Below are 22,103 nucleotides of genomic sequence, written 5' to 3'. Positions count from 1 at the left end.
CCAGGCAGCGGCCCGATCAGCGCAGTTCGCCGTACTGGGTGACACCCAGGTCCAGGTGGTCCAGCGTGCTGTTGGGAAAGTCCGCACCGCGATCGCCTGCACCTGGCCCGAGCAAGGGGCCGGAGCGGCGCACGCCAACGGCAGCTGCAGATCCCGTGCCACGGCGCGCCGAGGGCATGGCTGCCACGGCCAGCTTGAATGCCGCCATTTCCTGATCGTCTATGGGCTCGAACGGCGCCATGTCCTGCCTGCGGCGCTGTGGCGCTGCTGCTTCCATCGCGGCCGCCACCGGGACGGCCATGGGCGAGGCGGGGCGCGGGGCGCGCGTCGCCGCGGAATGCACCTGGGCTTGGGCCTGGGCTGCAGCGTTCTGGTCGCTGACCCGCCAGTACACGGCCGTCACGACCGCGCCCATGCGGGCCTTGGCGGCCTGGGCCAGCATGGCCTCGATCTCGCTGAGCCGCGCGGTTTCGCTGGCATAGGCCCGCGCCAAGTCCATCATCACCACGAAGCGCTGGCCCACGTTGTCCAGCGAGAGCACCTTGAACTTGTAGCTGGCCGACAACACACCGGCACGCACCATGACATCGCGCACCACACCGTAGAGCTGCTCACGGCGCTCGGAACGCTCGCTGCGGCGCCCGCCGGACCCCGCATCACGACGTGCCACGGAACTGGCCTGGCCATCGTCTCCAGGCGAACCACGGCCTTGATCTGGCTGAGGCTTGCGGGAAAACCAGTTGAACACAGACATGGGGGCTCTCATTGTCACGAATAGTCACAAACTCGCGGCATTGTGCCTGCAACTTGGCGACATTTTGAGCACAGGTGTTGCAAAAACCGCTGTATCAATTTGTCGCAAAGCAAAGCCCGGTCTGTAATCTGCCCCGGCCCCGCTGGGAGCCCTCTGAAGTGCTGTCCGGATGCAGTTCAGGTGCTGGCCACCCGGCGGCGGCTGTCCACCGCACGGCGGGCAAGCACCTGGCCGGCCGCCATGACCAGGGCCAGCGCCACACCGGGCTGGCGATTGCTGAGTTCGGCGAAGCGCATGGCCGTCAGGCACCACAGCCGTCCCGGCGCGGCCGCCTGCACGGTGGCATGGCGCGCGCGGTGCGCGAAGAAGGCGCCCTCGCCCAGGATGGAGCCCGGGCCGACGATGGCCAGGCGGATGCGTTCCTTCGTATCCTGGTAGTGCACGCTGAGGCTGCCGGACTCCACGAAGTACAGATTGCGGTCCAGCGAACCTTCGGCGAACAACAGCTCGCCTGCAGCCAGCATGACGGGCATCAGGTAAGGCGCCAACAGATCCCACTGCTCCAAGGTCAGCGCGTTCTGCACACCATCGACAGCCACGGCCGACGACATGGCCTGGGCCAGTGGCCGCAAATCATTGTGGGAGGAAGAAGACATGGCGGATCCGGTTCGAAGGGGGCCGCGCACCCGCGCCAGGGCTACGCCCGGCGGCAGGCAGCGACGAGGGTCGCTGCGGCACGCCGCATGCTAAGCGACAGCAGCGGACACGCCAATGCCGGTGCCCGGGTTTTCGTCGGCAAATTTTGTAGCAAAAGATAAATACTGCCGCTGCATCACCATCCGTGCAAGCGTGCCGGGCTGCACCGGCACTGCATTCACTTGCCGATGCAGAAGCTGGAAAAGATCACGCCCAGCAGATCGTCGGAGCTGAATTCCCCGGTGATGGAGTTCAGCGAGACCTGGGCCAGGCGCAGTTCCTCGGCCAGCAAGTCCAGGTGGGCGGCCTGGGCCGCCAGTTGCAGCTCGGCCTCCTGCAGGTGGGCGGCCACGGCCTGCAGTGCCTCCACATGGCGCGCACGCGCCAGATACAGACCTTCAGGGGCGGACTGCCAGCCGGCCACGTCGAGCAGGCGCCGGCGCAAGGCATCCAGGCCCTCGCCCGTGCGTGCCGACAGTGCCACGCTGCCTTCACGGCCGCCATGCGCCTGCATCCGGGCAGGTTCCGCGCGATCGGTCTTGTTCCAGACATCGATGACGGGCACCTGGCGCGGCAGCTTCTGGGCCAGGGTTTCGGCAATGGCGGCATCGGCCGCCAGGTAGTCGCCCTCGCCCATGCGTGTGAGGTCGTGCAGGAAGAGCACGGCATCGGCCGCGGCGATCTCGTCCCAGGCGCGCGCGATGCCGATGCGCTCGACCTCGTCGCTGCTCTCGCGAAGGCCCGCCGTGTCGATCACATGCAGCGGCACACCCTCGATCTGGATGGTCTGCTGCACCTTGTCGCGCGTGGTGCCGGCAATCGGGGTGACGATGGCCAGCTCCGCTCCGGCCAGCGCGTTGAGCAGCGAGCTCTTGCCCGCATTGGGCTGGCCCGCGATCACGACCTTGATGCCTTCGCGCAACAGCGCGCCCTGGTGGGCGCGCGACAGCACCTGGTCCAGCTTGCCGCGCAGCCGCGTGAGCTGGCCGCTGGCATCGGCCTTTTGCAGGAAGTCGATCTCTTCCTCGGGAAAGTCCAGCGTGGCCTCGACCAGCATGCGCAGGTGCACCAGCGCGTCGCGCAGGCCATGGATTTCCTCGGAAAAAGCGCCCGACAGCGAACGGCTCGCACTGCGCGCGGCCGCCTCGGTGCTGGCGTCGATCAGGTCGGCAATGGCCTCGGCCTGGGCCAGGTCGATCTTGTCGTTGAGAAAGGCACGCTCGGTGAATTCACCTGGCTGGGCCAGGCGCAGGCCCGGCAGCACGCTGCGATGGCCTTCTGCCGAGGCTTGCGCAGCCTCCAGGCAGCGCGCCAGCAGCAGTTGCAGAACGACGGGGCCGCCGTGGGCCTGCAACTCCAGCACATCCTCGCCGGTATAGCTGTGTGGCGCCGGGAAGAACAGGGCCAGGCCGTGGTCGATGGGGTCGCCCTGGGCATCGCGAAACGGCAGATAGGTGGCCTCGCGCGGCTTGAGGTCGCGCCCGCACAGCGCCCGCACCAGCGGCGCCACGCCCTTGCCGGACACACGCACGATGCCCACGGCACCTCGCCCCGGGGCGGTGGCGATGGCGGCGATGGGGTCGTTGTGGCGGGGCAGCATGGATGGAGCTTTCTTGGGAGGGATTTCAGGCCGCCGATGATAGGCCGCCCATGAAAAAGCCCGCCGAAGCGGGCTTTGGAGCCAGGGCCTGTGCAGGCTTACTTGGCCGGCGTGGACTTGCCGAATTTGGGCAGGTTGAACTGCGGCGGCACGCCCATGCGGGTGTTGATGATCCACTGCTGGGCGATGGACAGGATGTTGTTCGTCAGCCAGTACAGCACCAGGCCGGCCGGGAAGAAGAAGAACATCACGCTGAAGACCAGGGGCATGATCCACATCATCTTGGCCTGCATCGGGTCCGGCGGAGCGGGGTTCAGCGCGGTCTGCAGCAGCGAGGACAGGGTCATCAGCACGGGCAGGATGAACAGCGGGTCCTTGGCCGACAGGTCGGTGATCCAGCCGATCCACGGCGCGTTGCGGATTTCCACGCTGGACAGCAGCACCCAGTACAGCGCGATGAACACCGGGATCTGGATGATGATGGGCAGGCAGCCGCCCATGGGGTTGACCTTTTCCTCGCGGTAGATGCGCATCATCTCCTGCTGCATCTGCTGGGGCTTGTCCTTGAGGCGCTCACGCATTTCCATGATGCGCGGGTTGATGGCCTTCATCTTGGCCATCGAGGAGTAGGCCTTGGCATTGAGCCAGTAGAAGGCGATCTTCAGCAGCAGCACCAGGGCCACGATGGACCAGCCCCAGTTGCCCAGGAAGCCGTGCAGCTTGTCCAGCAGCCAGTACAGCGGCTTGGCCAGGATGGTCAGCCAGCCATAGTCCTTGACCAGCTCCAGCCCGGGCGCCAGCGATTCCAGGCGCTTTTCGATCTGGGGACCGGCGAACAGGCGCGCTTCCACGCTCTTGCTCTGGCCGGGCTCGATGGTGCCCACGGGCGTGATCATGCCGACGGCGTAGAGGTTGTTGTCCACCTTGCGCAGGAAGTTCTCGCGCTGGACGCCCTCGGCCAGCAGCCAGGCGCTGGCGAAGTAATGCTGGACCATGGCCACGTAGCCGCCCGAGGAAGACTTCTCGACACTGGCCTTGCCGCTCTCGATGTCCTTGAACTCGACCTTCTGGTACTTCTTCTCGTCGGTGTAGACGGCCGGACCGGTGAAGGTGGAGTACATGGTGGACTCTTCGCCCTCAGGCTTGTTGCCGTCGCGCACCAGCTGCAGGTACAGCTGCGGGCTCACGGCGGCCGTGCCGGTGTTCACCACTTCATGGCGCACGCCGATGTCGTAGGCGCCGCGCTTGAGCGTCCAGATCTTGACCAGCTTCACGCCACCCATGTCGGGCGACTCGAAGCGCAGCTCCATCTGGTCCTCGCCGTCCTTGAGCTCGCGTGCGCCGGGCAGCGCGGTCATGGTCGTCTTGTGCGTGGGGAAACCGCCGCCGATCAGGCCCGACTGGCCCAGGTACACGCGGTGCACGCTCTCGTCGAACAGCACGACCGGCTTGTCCTTGTGGGCGGAGTCGGCGTATTTCAGCAACTCGGCATGGCGCAGCGTGCCGCCCTGGCTGTCGAAGGTCAGGCGCAGCACGTCGGTGCTGATCGTGACGTTCTGGCGCGGTGCTGCCTCGGGCGCGGCGGCAGCACCGCCAGGCACCTCGCCGGCACCGGCCGTTGCCGCAGCCGCCGCCGAGGGCACGCTGGCATCGCCGGGCGCCTTGCCCGTTTCAGGTGCCGGGGCCGTGGCAACGGCAGGCGCGGGGAAGAAAGTGGCCTTCTTGCCGCTGTGCACTTGCCATTTGTCCCATAGCAAGACCAGCGAAAAGCCAAATATCACCCACAGGATGGTGCGGCGAATATCGTTCATGAAGACTTCTTAGGTGAGGAAGGTTGGGTGTTTTCGGGCGCAGCCGTCAGGCTGGTGAACAGCCTGGGCTTTTGCTCTGGCACAGGGTCATGCCCCCCGTCACACCACGGATGACAGCGCGCCAGGCGGCGCAGCGTCAGGTAGGAGCCTACCGCAGCGCCGTGTTGCTCCAACGCTTCAAGGGAATAGGCCGAGCAGGTGGGAGTGAAGCGGCAGGCCGAGCCCAGCCAGGGACTGAGCACCAGCCGATAGCCGCGCACCAGCGCCATCAGCAGCCGCTGCATCATGGCGCGACCCCGATGCTCTCGCCAGCGGCTGCGGCGCGTTCCTGTGCGGGCTGCGGCAGCCCGGGCGCAGGCTGCGACAGGCGTTTCGCGGCATAGGCGAACAACTGCTGCAGCTCGGCGCGCACGGCCTGCCGGAGCACATCAGAAGTGGCGCTCACGAACTGGCGCCGGTCAAAGCCCGAGCGCAGCCGCACCACATGGGCGCCTTGGAGCATCAGGTTCTCATGCTCGCTGCCCACGGCATAGATCTGCCGCTTGATGGTGTGTCGCGTCACCGAGCGGCGCGCCCAGCGCTTGGGCACCATGGCGCCCAGCCAGGCATCCTGGCGCACGGCGCCAACGCCGAACAGGGCCTGCGGGTCTTGCGACCCGGGCCCTGCCGGTGGCGCCATGGCGCCGCCCTGCTCCGTCAGAACGAGACGGTGCAGGGCGAAATGCGCGGTACGCGATACCGTACCGGCAGCCATGGCGGCCTGAAACTGCGGACGTGTTTTCAGCCGTTGCATGCCAGCACCCCGTTCAGGGGTTCAGTGCAGCGAGCAAACCGCCCAGCAATGGCTGGCCTTAGACGGCCAGACGCTTGCGGCCCTTGGCGCGGCGAGCGTTGATCACGGCGCGGCCGCCCTTGGTCTTCATGCGGACCAGAAAGCCGTGGGTGCGGGCGCGACGGGTCTTGGAGGGTTGGTAAGTACGTTTCATGTTGGTTCCTAGAGAAGGTTCAGTTTTGCACCGGTCCCGTATCCGGCACGCTACACGCAGTGCAGCCAGCAGCCGCCACAAAGGCAAACCGCCAGGCCACCTGCCAAAAATCTGCACGATGCACTTGCCATGTGCAGCCCAAGGCGCAACCCCGAGAGGTTTCGCCCAAGGCCGCCAGCGGCAGCATGCAGACCCGATGCAGACGGGCGGGACATATCACCCTGAACACATTCAGGGAAACCCGCGATTATCACAGCGTTGCCCGCTTGATGCAATGCCCTTCGAACCCGAAGGATGCCTGCCCATTTTGCGACAAGGCAGAGGACAAGCTCCTGATATTTTGTGGATAACTTCCGCAAAAGCTACAATGGCAGCCTCGCAACAGTTCCTCCTATCCACAACTAGACTTCGACAATGACAGAGGAACCTACGAACGATGCAGGCCAGGGCCTGTGGCAAGTCTGCGTTGAGCAACTGGGGCAGGAAATGCCCGAACAGCAGTTCAACACCTGGATCAAGCCCCTGACCGCGCACGTCGCCGAAGACTTCTCCAAAGTCACCGTCTACGTGGCCAACCGCTTCAAGCTCGACTGGATCCGCGCCCAATATGCAGGCCGCATCTCGGCCATGCTGGAGTCGCTCTATGGCCAGCCGGTGACGCTTGAGTTGGCACTCGCTCAGCGGGAAAGCGTTGTGCGGACTTACGTCCGCCCCTCCACCAGCGAGCGCTCGGCCCCACCGGAAACCATTGTCACCTCGGTGCCCACGGTCACCAGCGAAGACGCGGCAGCGCCCGTCTTTCGCACGCGCCTGAACGCCGCGCTGACCTTCGAGACCCTGGTGGAAGGTACGGCCAACCGCATGGCACGCTCGGCCGCCATGCATGTGGCGGGCTCGCCCGGACACCTGTACAACCCGCTGTTCATCTACGGCGGCGTGGGCCTGGGCAAGACCCACCTGGTGCATGCCGTGGGCAACAAGCTGCTGGCCGACAAGCCCGACGCCAAAGTTCTCTACATCCATGCCGAGCAGTTCGTCTCGGATGTGGTCAAGGCCTACCAGCGCCGCACCTTTGACGAATTCAAGGAGCGCTACCACTCGCTGGATCTGCTGCTGATCGACGACGTGCAGTTCTTCGCCAACAAGGACCGCACGCAGGAGGAGTTCTTCAACGCCTTCGAGGCGCTGCTGGCCAAGAAGAGCCACATCGTGATGACCTCGGACACCTATCCCAAGGGTCTGGCGAACATCCACGAGCGGCTGGTATCGCGCTTCGACTCCGGGCTGACGGTGGCCATCGAGCCGCCCGAGCTGGAGATGCGCGTGGCCATCCTGATCAACAAGGCCCGTGCCGAGAACGCCGAGATGCCCGAGGAAGTCGCCTTCTTCGTGGCCAAGAACGTGCGCTCCAACGTGCGCGAGCTCGAAGGCGCGCTGCGCAAGATCCTGGCCTATTCGCGCTTCAACCAGAAGGAAGTCTCCATCCAGCTGGCCCGCGAGGCCCTGCGTGATCTGCTGTCCATCCAGAACCGCCAGATCAGTGTGGAGAACATCCAGAAGACGGTGGCCGATTACTACAAGATCAAGGTGGCCGACATGTACAGCAAGAAGCGCCCGGCCAGCATCGCACGGCCGCGCCAGATTGCCATGTACCTGGCCAAGGAATTGACCCAGAAGAGCCTGCCCGAGATCGGCGAGCTGTTCGGCGGGCGCGACCACACCACCGTGCTGCACGCGGTGCGCAAGATCGCCGGCGAACGCCAGCAACTGACCGAGCTGAACCAGCAGCTGCACGTGCTGGAGCAAACTCTCAAAGGTTGATGAAAACTCCCCCGTTCAGGTCGTATGTACGCGGCAAAATGGGGGATTCGAGCGGCAAGAGGGGGCTCATTTGTGAGCCGCCGCTCCTACCGAGACCCGCATCCTTAAATCAGAGGTTGACATGATCGTCCTGAAAGCCACACAAGACAAAGTTCTCGCGGTCCTGCAATCGGTGTCCGGCATCGTCGAACGCCGCCACACGCTGCCCATCCTGGCCAACGTGCTGATCAAGAAGACCGGCAACGCATTGCAGCTGACCACCAGCGACCTGGAAATCCAGATCCGCACCACCGCCGAGCTCGGCGGCGACACCGGCGACTTCACCACCACCGTGGGCGCGCGCAAGCTGATCGACATCCTCAAGACCATGCCCGGCGACCAGACCGTGAGCCTGGAGACCCAGCAGGCCAAGATGGTGCTCAAGGGCGGCAAGAGCCGCTTCACGCTGCAGACCCTGCCGGCCGAGGACTTCCCGCTGGTGCAGGAGGCTGCGGCCTTCGGCCCTTCCTTCAGCGTGCCGCAGAAGGTGCTCAAGGACCTGCTGGGCCAGGTCTCCTTCGCCATGGCCGTGCAGGACATCCGCTACTACCTCAACGGCATCCTGTTCGTGGCCGAGGGCAAGCAGCTGTCCCTGGTGGCCACCGACGGCCACCGCCTGGCGTTCGCAAGCAGCCAGCTGGACGTGGAAGTGCCCAAGCAGGAAGTGATCCTGCCGCGCAAGACCGTGCTGGAGCTGCAGCGCCTGCTGTCGGATGCCGGTGGCGAGAACCAGCCCCACATCGAGATGCAGTTCGCCAACAACCAGGCCAAGTTCACCTTTGGCGGCATGGAGTTCGTGACCAAGCTGGTCGAGGGCAAGTTCCCCGACTACAACCGTGTCATCCCGCGCAACCACACCAACAGCGTGACCCTGGGCCGCGCCCCGCTGCTGGCCAGCCTGCAGCGCACGGCCATCATGACCAGCGACAAGTTCAAGGGCGTGCGCCTGACGGTGGAGCCCGGCACCTTGCGCGTGGCCTCCAACAACGCCGAGCAGGAAGAGGCCATGGACGAGCTGGACATCGACTACGGTGGCGACACCATCGAGATCGGCTTCAACGTCACCTACCTGATCGACGCCCTGTCCAACATGAGCCAGGACATGATCAGGATCGACCTGCAGGACGGCAACAGCTCGGCCCTGCTGACCATCCCCGAGAACGACAGCTTCAAGTACGTCGTGATGCCCATGCGCATCTGACCGCGCGCCACACGACACCGATGCCTGACACATTGCGCAGCCCCTGCACCCGCCGCCCGGTGGCACAAGCCGGTGCAAGGTGCGCAACCACCCTACCCGACTCGTAGCCCGCAGCGCGCGTCCCTACGCACCGCGCCAGCGGCCGAATCGAACATTTTCAAGCGAAGCGACAGCTTCCGACGGAACTACCCCAGGGCCTTCCATGACCGACGAGAACAAGCCAGAAAACCAGACCATTGCCCCCGAAGGCTCAGACTCCAGCGGCTATGGCGAAGGTGCGATCCAGATCCTCGAAGGCCTGGAGGCCGTGCGCAAGCGCCCCGGCATGTACATCGGCGATACCTCCGATGGCACGGGCCTGCACCACCTGGTCTTCGAAGTGGTGGACAACTCCATCGACGAAGCCCTGGCCGGCTACTGCGACGACATCCTGGTCACCATCCATGCCGATGGCTCCCTGTCCGTCATCGACAACGGCCGCGGCATCCCCACGCGCGTGAAGATGGACGACAAGCACGAGCCCAAGCGCTCGGCGGCCGAGATCGCCCTCACCGAACTGCACGCGGGCGGCAAGTTCAACCAGAACAGCTACAAGGTCTCGGGCGGCCTGCACGGCGTGGGCGTGTCCTGCGTGAACGCGCTGTCCATCTGGCTCAAGCTCAACGTGCGCCGCGACGGCGAGGTCTACGAAATCGACTTCTCGCGCGGCCACGTGCAGAACCGCCCGATCGAGATCGTGGACGGCGTCGAGGTCTCTCCCATGCGCGTGGTCGGCAAGAGCGACAAGCGCGGCACCAAGGTCCACTTCCTGCCCGACACGGAAATCTTCACGCAGAACCATGAGTTCCGCTACGAGATCCTGGCCAAGCGCCTGCGCGAACTGTCCTTCCTGAACAACGGCGTGCGCATCCGCCTCAAGGACGAGCGCGACGGCCGCGAAGACGACTTCTCCGGCGCCGGTGGCGTCATGGGCTTCGTGCAGTTCATCAACGCCAACAAGAAGGTGCTGCATCCCACGGCCTTCCACGCCAACGGCAACCGCCCCGCGGAAAGCTACGGCGGCATCCCCGGCACAGAGATCGGCGTCGAAGTCGCCATGCAGTGGAACGACAGCTATGCCGAACAGGTGCTGTGCTTCACCAACAACATCCCGCAGCGCGACGGCGGCACCCACCTGACGGGCCTGCGCGCCGCCATGACGCGCGTCATCGGCAAGTACATCGAGCAGAACGAACTGGCCAAGAAGGCCAAGGTCGAGGTCAGCGGCGACGACATGCGCGAAGGCCTGTGCTGCGTACTCTCCGTGAAGGTGCCCGAGCCCAAGTTCAGCAGCCAGACCAAGGACAAGCTGGTCTCCAGCGAAGTGCGCGCGCCCGTGGAGGACATCGTCGCCAAGGCGCTGACCGACTACCTGGAGGAAAAGCCCAACGACGCCAAGATCCTGTGCAGCAAGATCGTCGATGCCGCGCGTGCCCGCGAGGCTGCGCGCAAGGCCCGCGAGATGACGCGCCGCAAGGGCGTGCTCGACGGCATGGGCCTGCCCGGCAAGCTGGCCGACTGCCAGGAAAAGGACCCGGCGCTGTGCGAGATCTACATCGTCGAGGGTGACTCCGCCGGCGGCTCGGCCAAGCAAGGGCGCGACCGCAAGTTCCAGGCCATCCTGCCGCTGCGCGGCAAGATCCTGAACGTGGAAAAGGCCCGCTACGAAAAGCTGCTGACCAGCAACGAAATCGTCACCCTGATCACGGCCCTGGGCACCGGCATCGGCAAGGCCACGGCCGAATCGGGCAAGAGCGGCAGCGACGACTTCGACCCCAACAAGCTGCGCTACCACCGCATCATCATCATGACCGACGCGGACGTGGACGGCGCCCACATCCGCACCCTGCTGCTGACCTTCTTCTACCGCCAGATGCCGGACCTGGTCGAGCGCGGCCACATCTACATCGCCCAGCCGCCGCTGTACAAGGTCAAGAACGGCAAGGAAGAGCTGTACATCAAGGACGGCCCCGCGCTCAACCAGTACCTGCTGCGCATCGCGCTGATGAACGCCAGCGTCAGCACCGGCGGAGCCAACCCGCGCACGCTGGACGGCGAGGAACTGGCCAAGCTGGCCAACATGCACCTGGCCGCCGAGACCGTCATCGACCGCCTGTCCAACTTCATGGATGCCGAGGCCCTGCGCGCCATCGCCGACGGCGTGCAGATCACGCTGGACAGCATCGAGGCGGCCCAGGCCTGCGCCCCCATCCTGGAGGCCAAGCTGCGCGAGTTGACCACCACGGGCGTGCCCGCCGAGGTCACGGCCGAAATCGACCCGGTCTCCGAAAAGCCCGTGCTGCGCATCAGCCGCCACCACCACGGCAACATCAAGAGCTCCATCCTCACCCAGGAGTTCGTGCGCAGCCACGACTACGCCGCGCTGGCCGACGAAGCCCAGAACTTCAACGGCCTGCTGGGCGAAGGCGCCAAGGTCACGCGTGGCGAGGGCGAAAAGGCCAAGAGCGACAAGGCCGGCGACTTCCGCCAGGCCATGCAATGGCTGTTGCACGAAGCCGAACGCACCACGGCCCGCCAGCGCTACAAGGGCCTGGGCGAAATGAACCCCGAGCAGCTGTGGGAAACCACCATGGACCCCACCGTGCGCAGCCTGCTGCAGGTGCAGATCGGCGACGCCATCGAGGCCGACCGCGTGTTCACCATGCTCATGGGCGACGAAGTGGAGCCGCGCCGGGACTTCATCGAGGCGAATGCGCTGCGGGCCGGGAATATCGACGTGTGATACCCAGGCGCTGGGCGTGGAGGGCGACGGCAGGCCTACCGGCCTGCATGCCGAGCACTGCTGCGGCTGGAAGGTGCAGGGCGTGGAGCGTTCTTCGAGCCGCGCCGCGTTGGCATTGATCCTTGGGGCGCCATGTTCCTGGCAACCGACCAGCGACGCGCTCAAGCCTGAGGATGGGTCAAAACGTCCGCAACTCAGGCCGCCGCTTGCTCTATGGCAGTACTGGCGGGCTGCCTGAACGGCAACAACTGATCCCCGGCACAGCATGCTCCGCCAGCTCCCTCAGAAACGGCTCAAGAACAGCGGACCGCGCACGCGCGGGGTCCCAGACCGCCGAGATCATCTGGCCCAGCGCCTGGCCGTCCAGCGTCAGCGCGACAAGGCGGCTGCCTTCCATGGCCAGGCGGTGGCGCAGAGCCGCGGAAGAGACGATGGCAATGCCGTAGCCGGCATTGGCCAGCGCCAGCAGGGTCTGGGTGCTGTCGCTTTCCAGGATGACGCGCGGGCGCATGCCCGCCTGAGCGCAGGCACGGTCGAACACCTTGCGCGTCATGAAGCCTTTGCGCAGCAGCAGCAGGGGCTGGTCGGCGAGGGCGCCGACCTCGGCGCTATTGCCGCTGGTGAAGGTCTGGCACTCGGGGACGACGGCGTGCAGGTAGCCCATGAACAGCGCCTGGCTCTCGAACGAATGCTGCTGCGGCAGCGCGGCGATGGCCACGTGGGCCGCGCCCGTCTGCAACTGCTCCAGAAGAAAGTCGTTCGATCCTTCGACCAGTGATGTCTCTATGGCCGGGTACCTGGCCCGCAGGGACACCAGGACCGGCGAAAGCAGGCCTTCGATCGTCTGCGGCGTCGCACCTATCCTCAGCAGCCCCGCTTCGCCGCGCGCCATGGACCGCAGGCGAGTGGACAGGTCCAGGGCCTGATCGACCAGGCTGGCAGCACGCGGCAGCAGGTCATCGCCCTCGGCCGTCAATACCAGCCGCTTGCCGATCCGGTCGAACAGCGACACGCCGAGCACTTCTTCGAGCCCCTGTATCTGGCGCGACAGTGCCGACTGGCTGATGTGCAGCACCGGTGCGGCCCGGGAAACGCTGAGCCGCTCGGCCACGACGACGAAGCACCGCAGTGCCTTCAGATCCAGCATGTCCACCTCCGCTTATGCATTGCCTGCAACATCTGAGAGTCCACAAATGCATTGGACACAGTTTCTGCCGGTTCGTACATTGGCTCTGCCCCCTACCGGAACCCAGGAGCCCCCGATGCAGCCATACATCAATCTCAATGCCGACATGGGCGAGAGCTTCGGCAAGTACCGGATCGGCAACGACGCCGAGCTGATGAAGGTGATCCGATCGGCCAACATCGCCTGCGGATTCCACGCGGGAGATGCCACGGTCATGGTGCAGACCGTGAGGCTGGCGCTGGCGCACGGCGCGTCGATCGGCGCGCATCCGGGCTTCAACGACATCTGGGGCTTCGGCCGCCGGCAGATCCGCATGAATGCCAGCGACCTGGAGTACATGGTCACCTACCAGATCGGCGCCCTGCAGGCCATCGCCAGCGCCCAAGGAGCCCGGGTAACGCACGTCAAGCCGCATGGCGCGCTCAACAACATGGCGCACCATGACGCGGAGATCGCCACGGCCATCGCCCGGGGCATACGCGCGGCGGACCGAGAGCTGATCTTCGTGGCCAATGCCTGCTCCGAGATGGTCAAGGCGGGCCATGCGCAGGGCCTGAAGGTCGCCGAGGAAGCCTATGTCGACCGGACCTATACGGAATCCGGCCTGATGACGCCGCGCACCGAACCCCATGCGGTGATCGTCGATGCGCAGGTGGCCGCACGCCAGGTACTGCGCTTCGTAGAAGAGCAGGCCATCATCACCCCTTCCGGCAAGCGCCTGCCGTCGGCCCTGCGCTCGTTCTGCACGCATGGCGACGAGCCCACGGCGCTGGCGCTGGCCACCCAGGTGCGCTCCGAGCTGGAGCGCCAGGGCGTGCGCGTGGTCCCGCTGACCGAGATGGCCTTCTGAAACACGCAGGAGCACACCATGAAGACCATCTTCTCCAGACATTGCGCCACACTGGCAGGTGCGGTGCTCGCGGTGGCCGCGCTGCCCGCTGCATCCCTGGCCGCAGAGCCTGCCGCCAGGTTCCCCGCCCGGCCCATGAAGATCGTGGTGCCGTTTCCGGCCGGAGGCTATTCGGACGCACTGGCTCGGCTCGTCGCCACGGACATGACCACGGCCTTCGGCCAGCCGGTGGTGGTCGAGAATCGCCCCGGCGCGGGAGGCAACATCGGTGCCGATGCCGTGGCCAAGAGCGCGCCCGACGGCCATGCGCTGGTCATGGGCACCATCGGCACGCAGGTCATCAACCCCCTGATCTACAAGCGCATGCCCTATCGCGCGGACAGGGACTTCACCCCGGTGGCCTTCGTCGCCGATGCCGAGACCGTGCTGGTGGTCCACCCGTCCCTGCACGTGGGCTCGGTCAAGGAGCTGATCGCGCGTGCGAGGGAAAAGCCGGGCGGGCTGACTTTCGCATCGGGCGGAACGGGGACCACCGGGCATCTGGCTGGCGAGCTGTTCAAGGCGGTGACCGGCACGTCGATCACGCATGTGCCCTACAAGGGCAATGTCCCGGCCATCACCGACGTGGTGGGAGGCCAGGTCTCGATGTCCTTCGCGACGGCACAGCCCGCCCTGCCCTTCATCCGCGGCGGACAACTGATCGCCCTGGCCACGATGGGGACGGTGCGCACCGCCGCCCTGCCCCAGATCCCCACCTTTGCCGAAGCGGGCGTGCAGGGCGTGGAAGTGAGGAACTGGACCGGGCTGCTGGCGCCCGCGGGCACGCCGCTGGCGGTGCGGCAGATGCTGGCCGCGCAGGTTGACAAGACCCTGCAGTCCCCCAGCGCCCATTCCATGCTGGCGGCCCAGGGGCTGAACTACACGCGCATGGGTCCGGACGCGTTTGGCAGCTTCATCCGCGGCGAATCCGCCAAATGGGAGAAGGTCGTGCGCGAAGCGGGCATCCAGGCCGACTGAACCCGCCTCCTTGTCCCGCCAACGCCCGCACTCCATCCATGCCTTTCGAGGGAACACTGCATGCTGTACGCCAACCCGCGCGCCGTGCGCGCGCCTTACCCCGCCGAACTTCGCGCGATCATGAGCATCGAGCGCGCCCAGGAAAGCCGCCGCTGGCTGGCCGCCTGGCCCGGCCTCACACCCGGGGCCACACCCTTGCACGAGCTGCCCGCGCTGGCCCGGCGGCTGGGCGTGGCACGCATGTGCGTCAAGGATGAATCGCTGCGCTCCCGCCTGGGCAGCTTCAAGGCGCTGGGCGCGTCCGTCGCCCTCGTGCGCCAGGTTATGCGCCTGCATCCCGGGCTGGAGCCGGGCCTGGTGCTGAGCGGCCGATACGCGCAGTTGCTGCAGCACTACACCGTGGTCAGCGCCACGGATGGCAACCATGGCCGCAGCCTGGCGGCTGCGGCCCGCGACGCGGGGTGCCGATGTGCCATCGTCCTGCACGCACAGGTGAGCCTGGAGCGCGAAAAGGCCATCGCCGACTTCGGGGCGAAGATCATCCGCGTCCCGGGCAACTACGACGCGTCGGTGCGGGAGGCCGAGCGACTGGCCCAGGCACATGGCTGGCAGGTCATCTCCGACACCTCCTACGAAGGCTACGAGGACATCCCCCGCGACGTGATGCAGGGCTACGGCACCATCGCGGCCGAGATCGCCGAGCAGACCGGGGCTCGCGCCGATGAAGCCGGCGCCTTCACCCATGTCTTCCTGCAGGCGGGGGTGGGCGGCATGGCGGCCGGGCTGGCCAGCTACCTGTGGGAACTCCATGGCGCGCAACGGCCATGCTTCATCGTCGTCGAGCCCGCGCAGGCCGACTGCCTGCTGCAAAGCGCCATGAAGGGACATGCCGCCAAGGCCACGGGCACGGTCGATTCTGTGATGGCGGGGCTGGCCTGCGGCGACACCTCGCCCCTGGCCTGGCGCTTCCTGGCACCCAGTGTCGATCACTTCATGACCATCGAGGATGACCAGGCCGTGGCGGCAATGCGCACCCTGGCCCGGGGCGGCCCCGACATTCCCATCGTTGCCGGGGAATCCGGCACGGCCGGCCTGGCGGCACTGGAGGTGCTGCGCGGCGACTGCGCGCTGTCCGCCAGGGCAGGCCTGCACCCCGACGCGAGCGTGCTGTTCATCAACACCGAAGGCGCCACCGCGCCACAGGTCTATGAAGAGCTTGTGGGCGAAACCGCCGAATCGGTACAGCGGCGCCAGCTGGCATGGTTTGCGCCGTAGCACGGCAGCGGCAATCGAGCAGCCCGCATCACTGATAACCCGGGTCGGGCAGCCGCTCGTCCCAGCCTTCGAGCCCTGCGAGCTCGCGAACACCGGCAGGTCGTGCAACGCTTCCTCCATCGCTGGGTCGCCCAGCGCGAACCACTGTTGAATGAAGTGGATGCGCAACATGGTCTCGCACGGGAACAGGGGGCGGCCGCGCTTGCCCTGCGGCAAAAAGGGCGACACCAGGATCACAAGGTCGGCCCAAGTCGCGACCTTCTCCATCTCGTCCAGGAACTCCCCGCGCCGCGTTCGCTTGGGCTGTCTGTCCCAAGCCCAGGCTGTGCTGCTTCAGGTTGCGTATCGTCTCAGTGCTCCACGTCGATGCCAAGCAGGTCGTCAGGCGATTGATGCAGACCTTCCCCAAGCATCGCCGGCATTCTTCAATTGATGCATTCGCATGCGCGAGAAATTCGGAGCATGTCCGACCAACGACATCAACCGCCGGGCCTCCTTCTGCCTTGATGCACGACCGGCTCGAGAAACAACTGCCTAAAGTAGTCGCGAAACGCCGACATCGCTGGGGAAAATTCGATGCCTTGCTTCCACCCAAGCCCGATGTTCATCGTAGGCACGGCGTCGCGCAGACTGATGGTTTCAATGCGCTTTCCCTCCAGCGACCAAGGTCGGTAAACCATATCCGAGAGAACGGTCACGCCAAGGCCATTCGCCACGGTGCTGCGCACTGCTTCTACAGAGCTCGTGCGCAGCCTGATCTGAGGTTGGTACGGCGTCTTGCTCCAATATTTCATTGCAGTGCCCGCAGCCTCGTCCACGGTGAGCAGGATGTAGGGCTCGGCAGCCACATCGGCCAGCGTGACTTCCGCCTTTTCGAGCAGCGCATGCTTGGCCGGCACCCACAGTCGGCGTTGCGAGCCAAAGAATGTCTCGAGCGACAGCTCGCGCAGCACCACATTGGACGTGAGCAGTACTCCCATGTCGTATTGCTGCGTGATCAGTCCCTCCTCAATGGCTTCACGCACTACTTCGTGCACCTTGACCTTGATCTGCGGATGCAATTGCTCGAAACGCTGAAGGTGATGGGGCAAGAAGTAGCCGAGCACCGTGTAGGTGGCGGCAATGGTCAGCGTCCCCTCGACATTCACTCCCTCATGCGGCATGCGGATCGCCTCGTCGGCAGCCGAGAGCACGGCATAGGCATGGCTCAGAAACCGCCGTCCGGCCCGGGTCAGTTCCACGCCATGAGGCTGTCGCTCAAACAGCTGCTGCCCCAGCATTTCCTCCAGCTCCCGGACTGCCGTGGTCACCGCCGATTGCGAGATGTTGAGTTGCAGTGCCGCATGTGAGATGCGCCCCACTTCGGCCACCGCCGTGAAGTACTTGAGCTGGCGAAGGGTGAGAGACATGGTGCGGTCTTCCTGGGGTATTTACTTATCTCTCAAAAATTACATGCCAGCGCGCGCAAATCCGATACCGAGGATTCACTGATCTGCAGGGTAGCGTTCATTGCAGGCAGTCGGCATATCTGTTTTTCAGATATCGCATCGCCTGTAAATAATGCTTTTCAGCCGATTTTCAGCTGACTAATCTTCACCTTGTCCCGCATTGCTGCCATCGGGCCGTGCCAACAACACAAGGTGAAACGTGAAGAAGACGCTGATTGATCTGAACTCCGACATGGGCGAAAGCTTCGGTCCATGGGCCATCGGCGATGGTGTGGACCAGGAATTGATGCCGTTGATCAGCTCGGCCAATATCGCCACAGGCTTTCATGCGGGTGATCCGAACATCATGCGCAAGACGGTGTTGTTGGCCCGGGAAAACGGCGTGGGCATCGGCGCGCACCCGGGCTTTCGCGACCTCGTGGGCTTCGGGCGCCGCCATATCGATGCACCGGCCGACGAGCTGGTGAACGACATGGTCTACCAGCTCGGCGCGCTGCGCGAATTCGCGCGGCTGGCCGGCATGACGCTGCAGCACATCAAGCCGCACGGCGCGCTCTACATGCATGCGGCGCGCGACGAGGCGCTGTCGCGCGCACTCGTCACGGCCCTGCAGCAGATCGAACCGACGCTGCGCCTGTTCTGCATGGAATCGTCCGTCACCTTCCAGGTGGCGTGCGAATTGGGCCAGCCCGTGGCGCGCGAGTTCTATGCCGACCGCGACTACGACCTGAGCGGCTCCATCGTCTTCACCCGCCGCGTCGGCGCGCTCGACCCCGAGGCCGTGGCCGCCAAGGTGCTGCGCGCCTGCACCGAAGGCGTGGTGCGCACGGTCGAAGGCCAGGACCTGGCGATCGGCTTCGACTCGGTCTGCATCCACAGCGACACGCCTGGCGCGCTGGCGCTCGTGAAGGCCACGCGCCGCGCACTGGCCGAGCACGGCATCGAAGTTGCAGGTTTTGCCGATGCAGCTGCGCCGGCGCAGCCTTGAGCTTTTCCGTTCTTCCCGCTTTCGTTCTTGTTCCCGTTTCCAGGAGTGCATCGATGCCCGCTACCCATGAAGTCCTGAGCCCGCTGCCGGGCACCTTCTACCGCCGTTCGGCGCCTGACGCGCCGCCGTTCAAGGCCGAAGGCGACACCGTGGCCGTGGGCGATGTGATCGGCCTGGTCGAGGTGATGAAGCAGTTCAGCGAAGTCACGGCCGACGTGGCCGGACGGCTGCGGGGCTTTGCCGTGGAGAACGGCGAACCCGTCGATCCGGGCCAAGCGCTGGCCGTCATCGAAACGGCGTGAGGCCCCGGACCATGACCGCCGCATTCGACAAACTGCTCATCGCCAACCGTGGCGAGATCGCGGTGCGCATCATCCGCGCCGCGAAGGAACTGGGCCTCAAGACCGTCGCCGTCTACAGCGACGCCGACGCGCAAAGCCTCGCGGTGCGCATGGCCGACGAAGCCGTGCGCATTGGCCCGGCGCATGCCACCAAGAGCTATCTGAGTGTGGACGCAATTCTTCAAGCGGCGGCCGACAGCGGCGCCGGCGCCGTGCATCCGGGCTACGGCTTCCTGTCGGAGAACGCCGCGTTCGCCGAGCGCGTCGAGGCCGCGGGCCTGGTGTTCGTCGGCCCGACGCCGCACGCGATCCGCACCATGGGCGACAAGGCCGCCGCGCGCGCCGCGGCCATGAAGGCCGGCGTGCCCACCGTGCCCGGCAGCGTGGGCGTGGTGACAGACGCCGATACCGCCGTCGCGCTGGCAAAGGGCATCGGCTACCCCATCATGGTCAAGGCCTCGGCCGGCGGGGGCGGGCGCGGCATTCGCGTGGCGCACGACGAAGCCGAGCTGCGCCAGCAGTTCGCCACCTCCACGGCGGAGGCGCAGGCCGCTTTCGGCAACGGCGAGGTGTACCTCGAACGCTTCATCCGCCAGGCACGCCACATCGAGGTGCAGATCCTGGGCGACGGCCAGCGCGTGGTTCACTGCTTCGAGCGCGAATGCTCGCTGCAGCGACGCCGCCAGAAAGTGTGGGAAGAAGCGCCCTCGGCCGCCATCAGCGAGGCCACGCGCGCGGCGCTGTGCGAATCGGCGCTGCGGCTGGCCCATGCCGTGGCCTACCGCGGCGCGGGCACGCTCGAATACCTGTACGACGACGACACGCGCGAGTTCTTCTTCATCGAGATGAACACGCGCATCCAGGTCGAGCACCCCGTCACCGAGATGATCACCGGCATCGACCTCGTGAAGGAGATGCTGCGCATCGCGCTGGGCCAGCCGCTGCGCCTGCAGCAGGAAGACATCCGGCTGACCGGCGCAGCCATCGAGGTGCGCATCAACGCCGAGAACGCCGCGAAGAGCTTCATGCCGAGCCCGGGCCTCGTGTCGCAGCTCGTGGTGCCGGGCGGCCCCGGCGTGCGCTTCGACACCATGCTGTTCCCCGGCTGCACCGTGCCGGCGTACTACGACTCGCTGCTGGGCAAGCTGATCGTGCACGACACCGATCGCGCCGGCGCGCTGGCCCGCATGCGGCGCGCGCTCGACGAGCTGCAGGTCGAAGGCATCCACACCACGATCCCGCTGCACCGCGCACTGTGCGAGGACGCGGGCGTGGCGCAGGCCGCATTCCACACGGGCTTTCTCGAAACCTGGCTGGCGGCGAATCCGCTGGCCGGCGCACCCGCTCCACTTGCGGAGGTGACCGCATGACCGCTGCCAGCACCCTCCCCACCCAGGCCCGCTACAGCTTCGGCGGCGACGAGCACCTGTTCGTCGAGATCAGCGAGGAGATGTCGCTGCCCGCCTTCTTCAAGGGCATGGCCATCTGCAATGAGCTGCGCCGCCGCGCACAGGCGGGCGAGATCACGGGCGTGACCGAGATCTGTCCCGCCAACGCCGCCTACCTCGTGCGCTTCGACCCCGATGCGATCGCGCCCGACGCACTGCTCGCCATGCTCAAAGACATCGAAGCGGGCCTGGGCGATGCCGACCTGCAGATGCAGACGCGCATCGTCGAGATTCCCGTGCTCTACAACGACCCGTGGACGCACGAGACGCTGATGCGCTTTCGCGAGCGGCACCAGGACCCGTCGGGCACCGACATCGAGTACGCGGCGCGCATCAACGGCCACGTCTCGGTCGAGGCCTTCATCGAGGCGCACTCGTCGGCGCCCTGGTTCGTGTCGATGGTCGGCTTCGTGGCCGGCCTGCCCTTTCTCTTCCAGATGGTCGAGCGCCAGCGCCAGATCCAGGTGCCCAAGTACCTGAGCCCGCGCACCGACACGCCCAGGCTCACGCTGGGCCATGGCGGTTGCTTCAGCTGCATCTACTCGGTGCGTGGTGCGGGCGGCTACCAGATGTTCGGTGTCACGCCCGCGCCCATCTTCGACCCGGCGCAACGGCTGTCCTACCTGAAGGAGCTGATGGTGTTCTTCCAGCCCGGCGACATCGTCAAGTACAAGCCCATTGACCGCGCCGAGTACGACCGCCAGATCGCGCAGGTCGAGGCCGGCACCTACGCGCTGCGCATCGCGCCAGTGTCGTTCTCGCTCAACGATTTCCTGGCCGACCCGGGCGGCTACAACCAACAGCTCCTGAAAGTGCTCCATGGCGATTGAAGTGCTCAAGCCCGGCCTCGCGACCAGCGTGCAGGACGCCGGCCGTCCCGGCTACTACCACCTGGGCATTCCGCTGTCGGGTGCGCTCGACCAGCAAAGCCTGGTGCTCGCAAACCTGCTGGTCGGCAACGACGAAGGTGCGGCCGTCATCGAAAGCACGCTGCTCGGGCCCGAGCTGCAGTTCGACGCGCCCGCGCTGGTGGCCGTGACCGGCGCCGACGCGAAGATCAAGCTCAACGGCAATGAGGTGCCACGCAATACCGCATTCGCGGTGCAGGCCGGCGACAGGCTCGGCTTCGACTTCATGAAGCTCGGCGCGCGCATGTGCATCGCCGTGGCCGGCGGCATCGACGTGCCGGTGGTGCTGGGCAGCCGCTCGACCTATGGCCTGGGCGCATTCGGCGGCCTCAATGGCCGCAAGCTGCTGGCCGGCGACAGACTGCCCGTGGGAGTACCGTCCGCCACCGCCCGCGCGGGTCGCACGGTGCAGGCCGCATTGCTGCCGGTGCTCGACAAGGAAGTGGTCCTGCGTGTGCTGCCGGGCATCTACTTCCACCGACTGCAGGAGGTGTCGGTGCAGAGCTTCTTTGCCGACACCTGGACTGTCGGTTCCGAGGCCGACCGCATCGGCTACCGCTACAAGAACGGCACGCCGCTGAAGTTCCACGAGCGCACGCCGCCATTCGGCGCGGGCGACGACCCGTCGAACATCGTCGATGCGGGCTACCCATACGGTTCCATCCAGGTGCCGGGCGGACGCGAACCGATCATCCTGCACCGTGATGCGGTCTCGGGCGGCGGCTACGCGATGGTGGGCACCGTCATCAGCGCCGACATGGATCTCATCGCCCAGATGCAGCCAAACCACAAGGCACGCTTTGTCGAAGTCGATATGGCGCAGGCGCTCGAAGCACGCGCCGAGCGGCGGCGAAGCATCGAGCGCTTGCGCGCAGCGCTCTCGGCCTGAGCGCGACCCTCTTCGTCCCTCTCAAGAGAGCCGATGGCAACCAAGGCAGCGGTCGAGTTCGCC

The 22,103-nt window shown here is 66.0% G+C and carries 20 protein-coding genes and 1 pseudogene; 11 read left to right on the top strand and 10 right to left on the bottom strand.

The window, feature by feature from the left end:
- Nucleotides 1–16: 16 nt before the first annotated feature.
- The 7 genes from A9976_RS09205 to rpmH all read right to left on the bottom strand — a co-directional run bounded on the left by A9976_RS09205 (nucleotide 17) and on the right by rpmH (nucleotide 5,847).
- Complete coding sequence (locus A9976_RS09205) at nucleotides 17–754, bottom strand: hypothetical protein (RefSeq protein WP_183018749.1); 738 nt, start codon at nucleotides 752–754, stop codon at nucleotides 17–19.
- Between the two features lie 176 nt (nucleotides 755–930).
- Nucleotides 931–1,410: a Crp/Fnr family transcriptional regulator gene (locus tag A9976_RS09200; RefSeq protein WP_183018748.1), complete on the bottom strand. Its 480-nt coding sequence runs from the start codon at nucleotides 1,408–1,410 to the stop codon at nucleotides 931–933.
- Nucleotides 1,411–1,628: 218 nt separating this feature from the next.
- Complete coding sequence (gene mnmE, locus A9976_RS09195; protein WP_183018747.1) at nucleotides 1,629–3,050, bottom strand: tRNA uridine-5-carboxymethylaminomethyl(34) synthesis GTPase MnmE; 1,422 nt, start codon at nucleotides 3,048–3,050, stop codon at nucleotides 1,629–1,631.
- Nucleotides 3,051–3,148: 98 nt separating this feature from the next.
- Nucleotides 3,149–4,861 (bottom strand): membrane protein insertase YidC, encoded by a 1,713-nt coding sequence (gene yidC / locus A9976_RS09190; protein ID WP_183018746.1) that lies wholly within the window; start codon nucleotides 4,859–4,861, stop codon nucleotides 3,149–3,151.
- Entirely contained in the window at nucleotides 4,858–5,148 is a 291-nt protein-coding gene (gene yidD, locus A9976_RS09185; RefSeq protein WP_183018745.1) for a membrane protein insertion efficiency factor YidD, read from the bottom strand. The genes yidC and yidD overlap by 4 nt, the downstream gene beginning before the upstream one ends.
- Complete coding sequence (locus A9976_RS09180) at nucleotides 5,145–5,654, bottom strand: ribonuclease P protein component (RefSeq protein ID WP_183018744.1); 510 nt, start codon at nucleotides 5,652–5,654, stop codon at nucleotides 5,145–5,147. Before A9976_RS09180 ends, yidD begins: the two co-directional genes overlap by 4 nt.
- Nucleotides 5,655–5,712: 58 nt before the next feature.
- A complete protein-coding gene (gene rpmH / locus A9976_RS09175; protein ID WP_012207856.1) occupies nucleotides 5,713–5,847 on the bottom strand; it encodes a 50S ribosomal protein L34 in 135 nt (44 codons plus the stop codon).
- A gap of 414 nt (nucleotides 5,848–6,261) precedes the next feature.
- On the opposite strand from rpmH, the gene dnaA reads away from it, so the two are divergent.
- From dnaA to gyrB, 3 genes are all read left to right on the top strand, one after another.
- On the top strand, nucleotides 6,262–7,668 hold the full coding sequence (gene dnaA / locus A9976_RS09170) for a chromosomal replication initiator protein DnaA (protein WP_088166400.1): 1,407 nt from the start codon (nucleotides 6,262–6,264) through the stop codon (nucleotides 7,666–7,668).
- Nucleotides 7,669–7,789: 121 nt separating this feature from the next.
- Complete coding sequence (dnaN, locus tag A9976_RS09165) at nucleotides 7,790–8,908, top strand: DNA polymerase III subunit beta (protein ID WP_012201942.1); 1,119 nt, start codon at nucleotides 7,790–7,792, stop codon at nucleotides 8,906–8,908.
- 202 nt (nucleotides 8,909–9,110) lie between these two features.
- Complete coding sequence (gyrB, locus tag A9976_RS09160; RefSeq protein WP_183018743.1) at nucleotides 9,111–11,690, top strand: DNA topoisomerase (ATP-hydrolyzing) subunit B; 2,580 nt, start codon at nucleotides 9,111–9,113, stop codon at nucleotides 11,688–11,690.
- 211 nt (nucleotides 11,691–11,901) lie between these two features.
- Here the strand turns inward: gyrB and A9976_RS09155 are convergent, their stop codons facing one another.
- On the bottom strand, nucleotides 11,902–12,837 hold the full coding sequence (locus tag A9976_RS09155) for a LysR family transcriptional regulator (RefSeq protein WP_183018742.1): 936 nt from the start codon (nucleotides 12,835–12,837) through the stop codon (nucleotides 11,902–11,904).
- Nucleotides 12,838–12,952: 115 nt separating this feature from the next.
- Between A9976_RS09155 and A9976_RS09150 the strand changes: the two genes are divergently transcribed.
- Genes A9976_RS09150 through A9976_RS09140 form a run of 3 tightly spaced genes read left to right on the top strand, consistent with a single transcriptional unit; the run spans nucleotide 12,953 to nucleotide 16,018 of the window.
- On the top strand, nucleotides 12,953–13,726 hold the full coding sequence (locus tag A9976_RS09150; protein ID WP_183018741.1) for a LamB/YcsF family protein: 774 nt from the start codon (nucleotides 12,953–12,955) through the stop codon (nucleotides 13,724–13,726).
- An 18-nt stretch (nucleotides 13,727–13,744) separates the two neighbouring features.
- Nucleotides 13,745–14,743 (top strand): tripartite tricarboxylate transporter substrate binding protein, encoded by a 999-nt coding sequence (locus A9976_RS09145; protein ID WP_183018740.1) that lies wholly within the window; start codon nucleotides 13,745–13,747, stop codon nucleotides 14,741–14,743.
- 60 nt (nucleotides 14,744–14,803) lie between these two features.
- On the top strand, nucleotides 14,804–16,018 hold the full coding sequence (locus A9976_RS09140; RefSeq protein ID WP_183018739.1) for a diaminopropionate ammonia-lyase: 1,215 nt from the start codon (nucleotides 14,804–14,806) through the stop codon (nucleotides 16,016–16,018).
- A gap of 43 nt (nucleotides 16,019–16,061) precedes the next feature.
- Here the strand turns inward: A9976_RS09140 and A9976_RS09135 are convergent.
- A pseudogene (locus A9976_RS09135) lies at nucleotides 16,062–16,355 on the bottom strand (transposase); the annotation flags it as partial.
- Nucleotides 16,356–16,497: 142 nt separating this feature from the next.
- Nucleotides 16,498–17,427 carry a LysR family transcriptional regulator gene (locus A9976_RS09130; protein ID WP_183018738.1) on the bottom strand — a complete coding sequence of 310 codons (930 nt, stop codon included), beginning with the start codon at nucleotides 17,425–17,427 and terminating at the stop codon, nucleotides 16,498–16,500.
- A 238-nt stretch (nucleotides 17,428–17,665) separates the two neighbouring features.
- On the opposite strand from A9976_RS09130, the gene A9976_RS09125 reads away from it, so the two are divergent.
- From A9976_RS09125 to A9976_RS09105, 5 genes are read left to right on the top strand one after another with little or no spacing between them, the layout of a single operon-like run.
- Entirely contained in the window at nucleotides 17,666–18,454 is a 789-nt protein-coding gene (locus A9976_RS09125; protein ID WP_183018737.1) for a 5-oxoprolinase subunit PxpA, read from the top strand.
- A 53-nt stretch (nucleotides 18,455–18,507) separates the two neighbouring features.
- A complete protein-coding gene (locus A9976_RS09120) occupies nucleotides 18,508–18,756 on the top strand; it encodes an acetyl-CoA carboxylase (protein ID WP_012201946.1) in 249 nt (82 codons plus the stop codon).
- Nucleotides 18,757–18,767: 11 nt separating this feature from the next.
- A complete protein-coding gene (locus tag A9976_RS09115) occupies nucleotides 18,768–20,165 on the top strand; it encodes an acetyl-CoA carboxylase biotin carboxylase subunit (RefSeq protein WP_183018736.1) in 1,398 nt (465 codons plus the stop codon).
- Nucleotides 20,162–21,073: an allophanate hydrolase subunit 1 gene (locus tag A9976_RS09110; RefSeq protein ID WP_043820657.1), complete on the top strand. Its 912-nt coding sequence runs from the start codon at nucleotides 20,162–20,164 to the stop codon at nucleotides 21,071–21,073. Before A9976_RS09115 ends, A9976_RS09110 begins: the two co-directional genes overlap by 4 nt.
- Nucleotides 21,063–22,040, top strand: coding sequence for a biotin-dependent carboxyltransferase family protein (locus A9976_RS09105; protein WP_099751009.1), 978 nt, complete (start codon nucleotides 21,063–21,065; stop codon nucleotides 22,038–22,040). The genes A9976_RS09110 and A9976_RS09105 overlap by 11 nt, the downstream gene beginning before the upstream one ends.
- The last annotated feature ends 63 nt before the right edge of the window (nucleotides 22,041–22,103 follow it).

Origin of the sequence: Delftia sp. UME58, assembly GCF_014170385.1 — a bacterium.
GTDB lineage: Bacteria > Pseudomonadota > Gammaproteobacteria > Burkholderiales > Burkholderiaceae_C > Comamonas > Comamonas acidovorans.
Note: the sequence above shows the minus strand (reverse complement) of the source record. Positions and strands in the feature narration are given on the sequence as shown.

Coding starts and splice junctions, on each gene's coding strand:
- A9976_RS09110 (WP_043820657.1), top strand. CDS start 20,162: ATGACCGCTGCCAGCACCCTCCCCACCCAGGCCCGCTACAGCTTCGGC.
- yidD (WP_183018745.1), bottom strand. CDS start 5,148: ATGATGCAGCGGCTGCTGATGGCGCTGGTGCGCGGCTATCGGCTGGTG.
- rpmH (WP_012207856.1), bottom strand. CDS start 5,847: ATGAAACGTACTTACCAACCCTCCAAGACCCGTCGCGCCCGCACCCAC.
- mnmE (WP_183018747.1), bottom strand. CDS start 3,050: ATGCTGCCCCGCCACAACGACCCCATCGCCGCCATCGCCACCGCCCCG.
- yidC (WP_183018746.1), bottom strand. CDS start 4,861: ATGAACGATATTCGCCGCACCATCCTGTGGGTGATATTTGGCTTTTCG.
- A9976_RS09180 (WP_183018744.1), bottom strand. CDS start 5,654: ATGCAACGGCTGAAAACACGTCCGCAGTTTCAGGCCGCCATGGCTGCC.
- A9976_RS09130 (WP_183018738.1), bottom strand. CDS start 17,427: ATGTCTCTCACCCTTCGCCAGCTCAAGTACTTCACGGCGGTGGCCGAA.
- A9976_RS09205 (WP_183018749.1), bottom strand. CDS start 754: ATGTCTGTGTTCAACTGGTTTTCCCGCAAGCCTCAGCCAGATCAAGGC.
- A9976_RS09145 (WP_183018740.1), top strand. CDS start 13,745: ATGAAGACCATCTTCTCCAGACATTGCGCCACACTGGCAGGTGCGGTG.
- dnaA (WP_088166400.1), top strand. CDS start 6,262: ATGACAGAGGAACCTACGAACGATGCAGGCCAGGGCCTGTGGCAAGTC.
- A9976_RS09150 (WP_183018741.1), top strand. CDS start 12,953: ATGCAGCCATACATCAATCTCAATGCCGACATGGGCGAGAGCTTCGGC.
- A9976_RS09115 (WP_183018736.1), top strand. CDS start 18,768: ATGACCGCCGCATTCGACAAACTGCTCATCGCCAACCGTGGCGAGATC.
- A9976_RS09140 (WP_183018739.1), top strand. CDS start 14,804: ATGCTGTACGCCAACCCGCGCGCCGTGCGCGCGCCTTACCCCGCCGAA.
- A9976_RS09120 (WP_012201946.1), top strand. CDS start 18,508: ATGCCCGCTACCCATGAAGTCCTGAGCCCGCTGCCGGGCACCTTCTAC.
- A9976_RS09105 (WP_099751009.1), top strand. CDS start 21,063: ATGGCGATTGAAGTGCTCAAGCCCGGCCTCGCGACCAGCGTGCAGGAC.
- A9976_RS09155 (WP_183018742.1), bottom strand. CDS start 12,837: ATGCTGGATCTGAAGGCACTGCGGTGCTTCGTCGTCGTGGCCGAGCGG.
- gyrB (WP_183018743.1), top strand. CDS start 9,111: ATGACCGACGAGAACAAGCCAGAAAACCAGACCATTGCCCCCGAAGGC.
- A9976_RS09200 (WP_183018748.1), bottom strand. CDS start 1,410: ATGTCTTCTTCCTCCCACAATGATTTGCGGCCACTGGCCCAGGCCATG.
- dnaN (WP_012201942.1), top strand. CDS start 7,790: ATGATCGTCCTGAAAGCCACACAAGACAAAGTTCTCGCGGTCCTGCAA.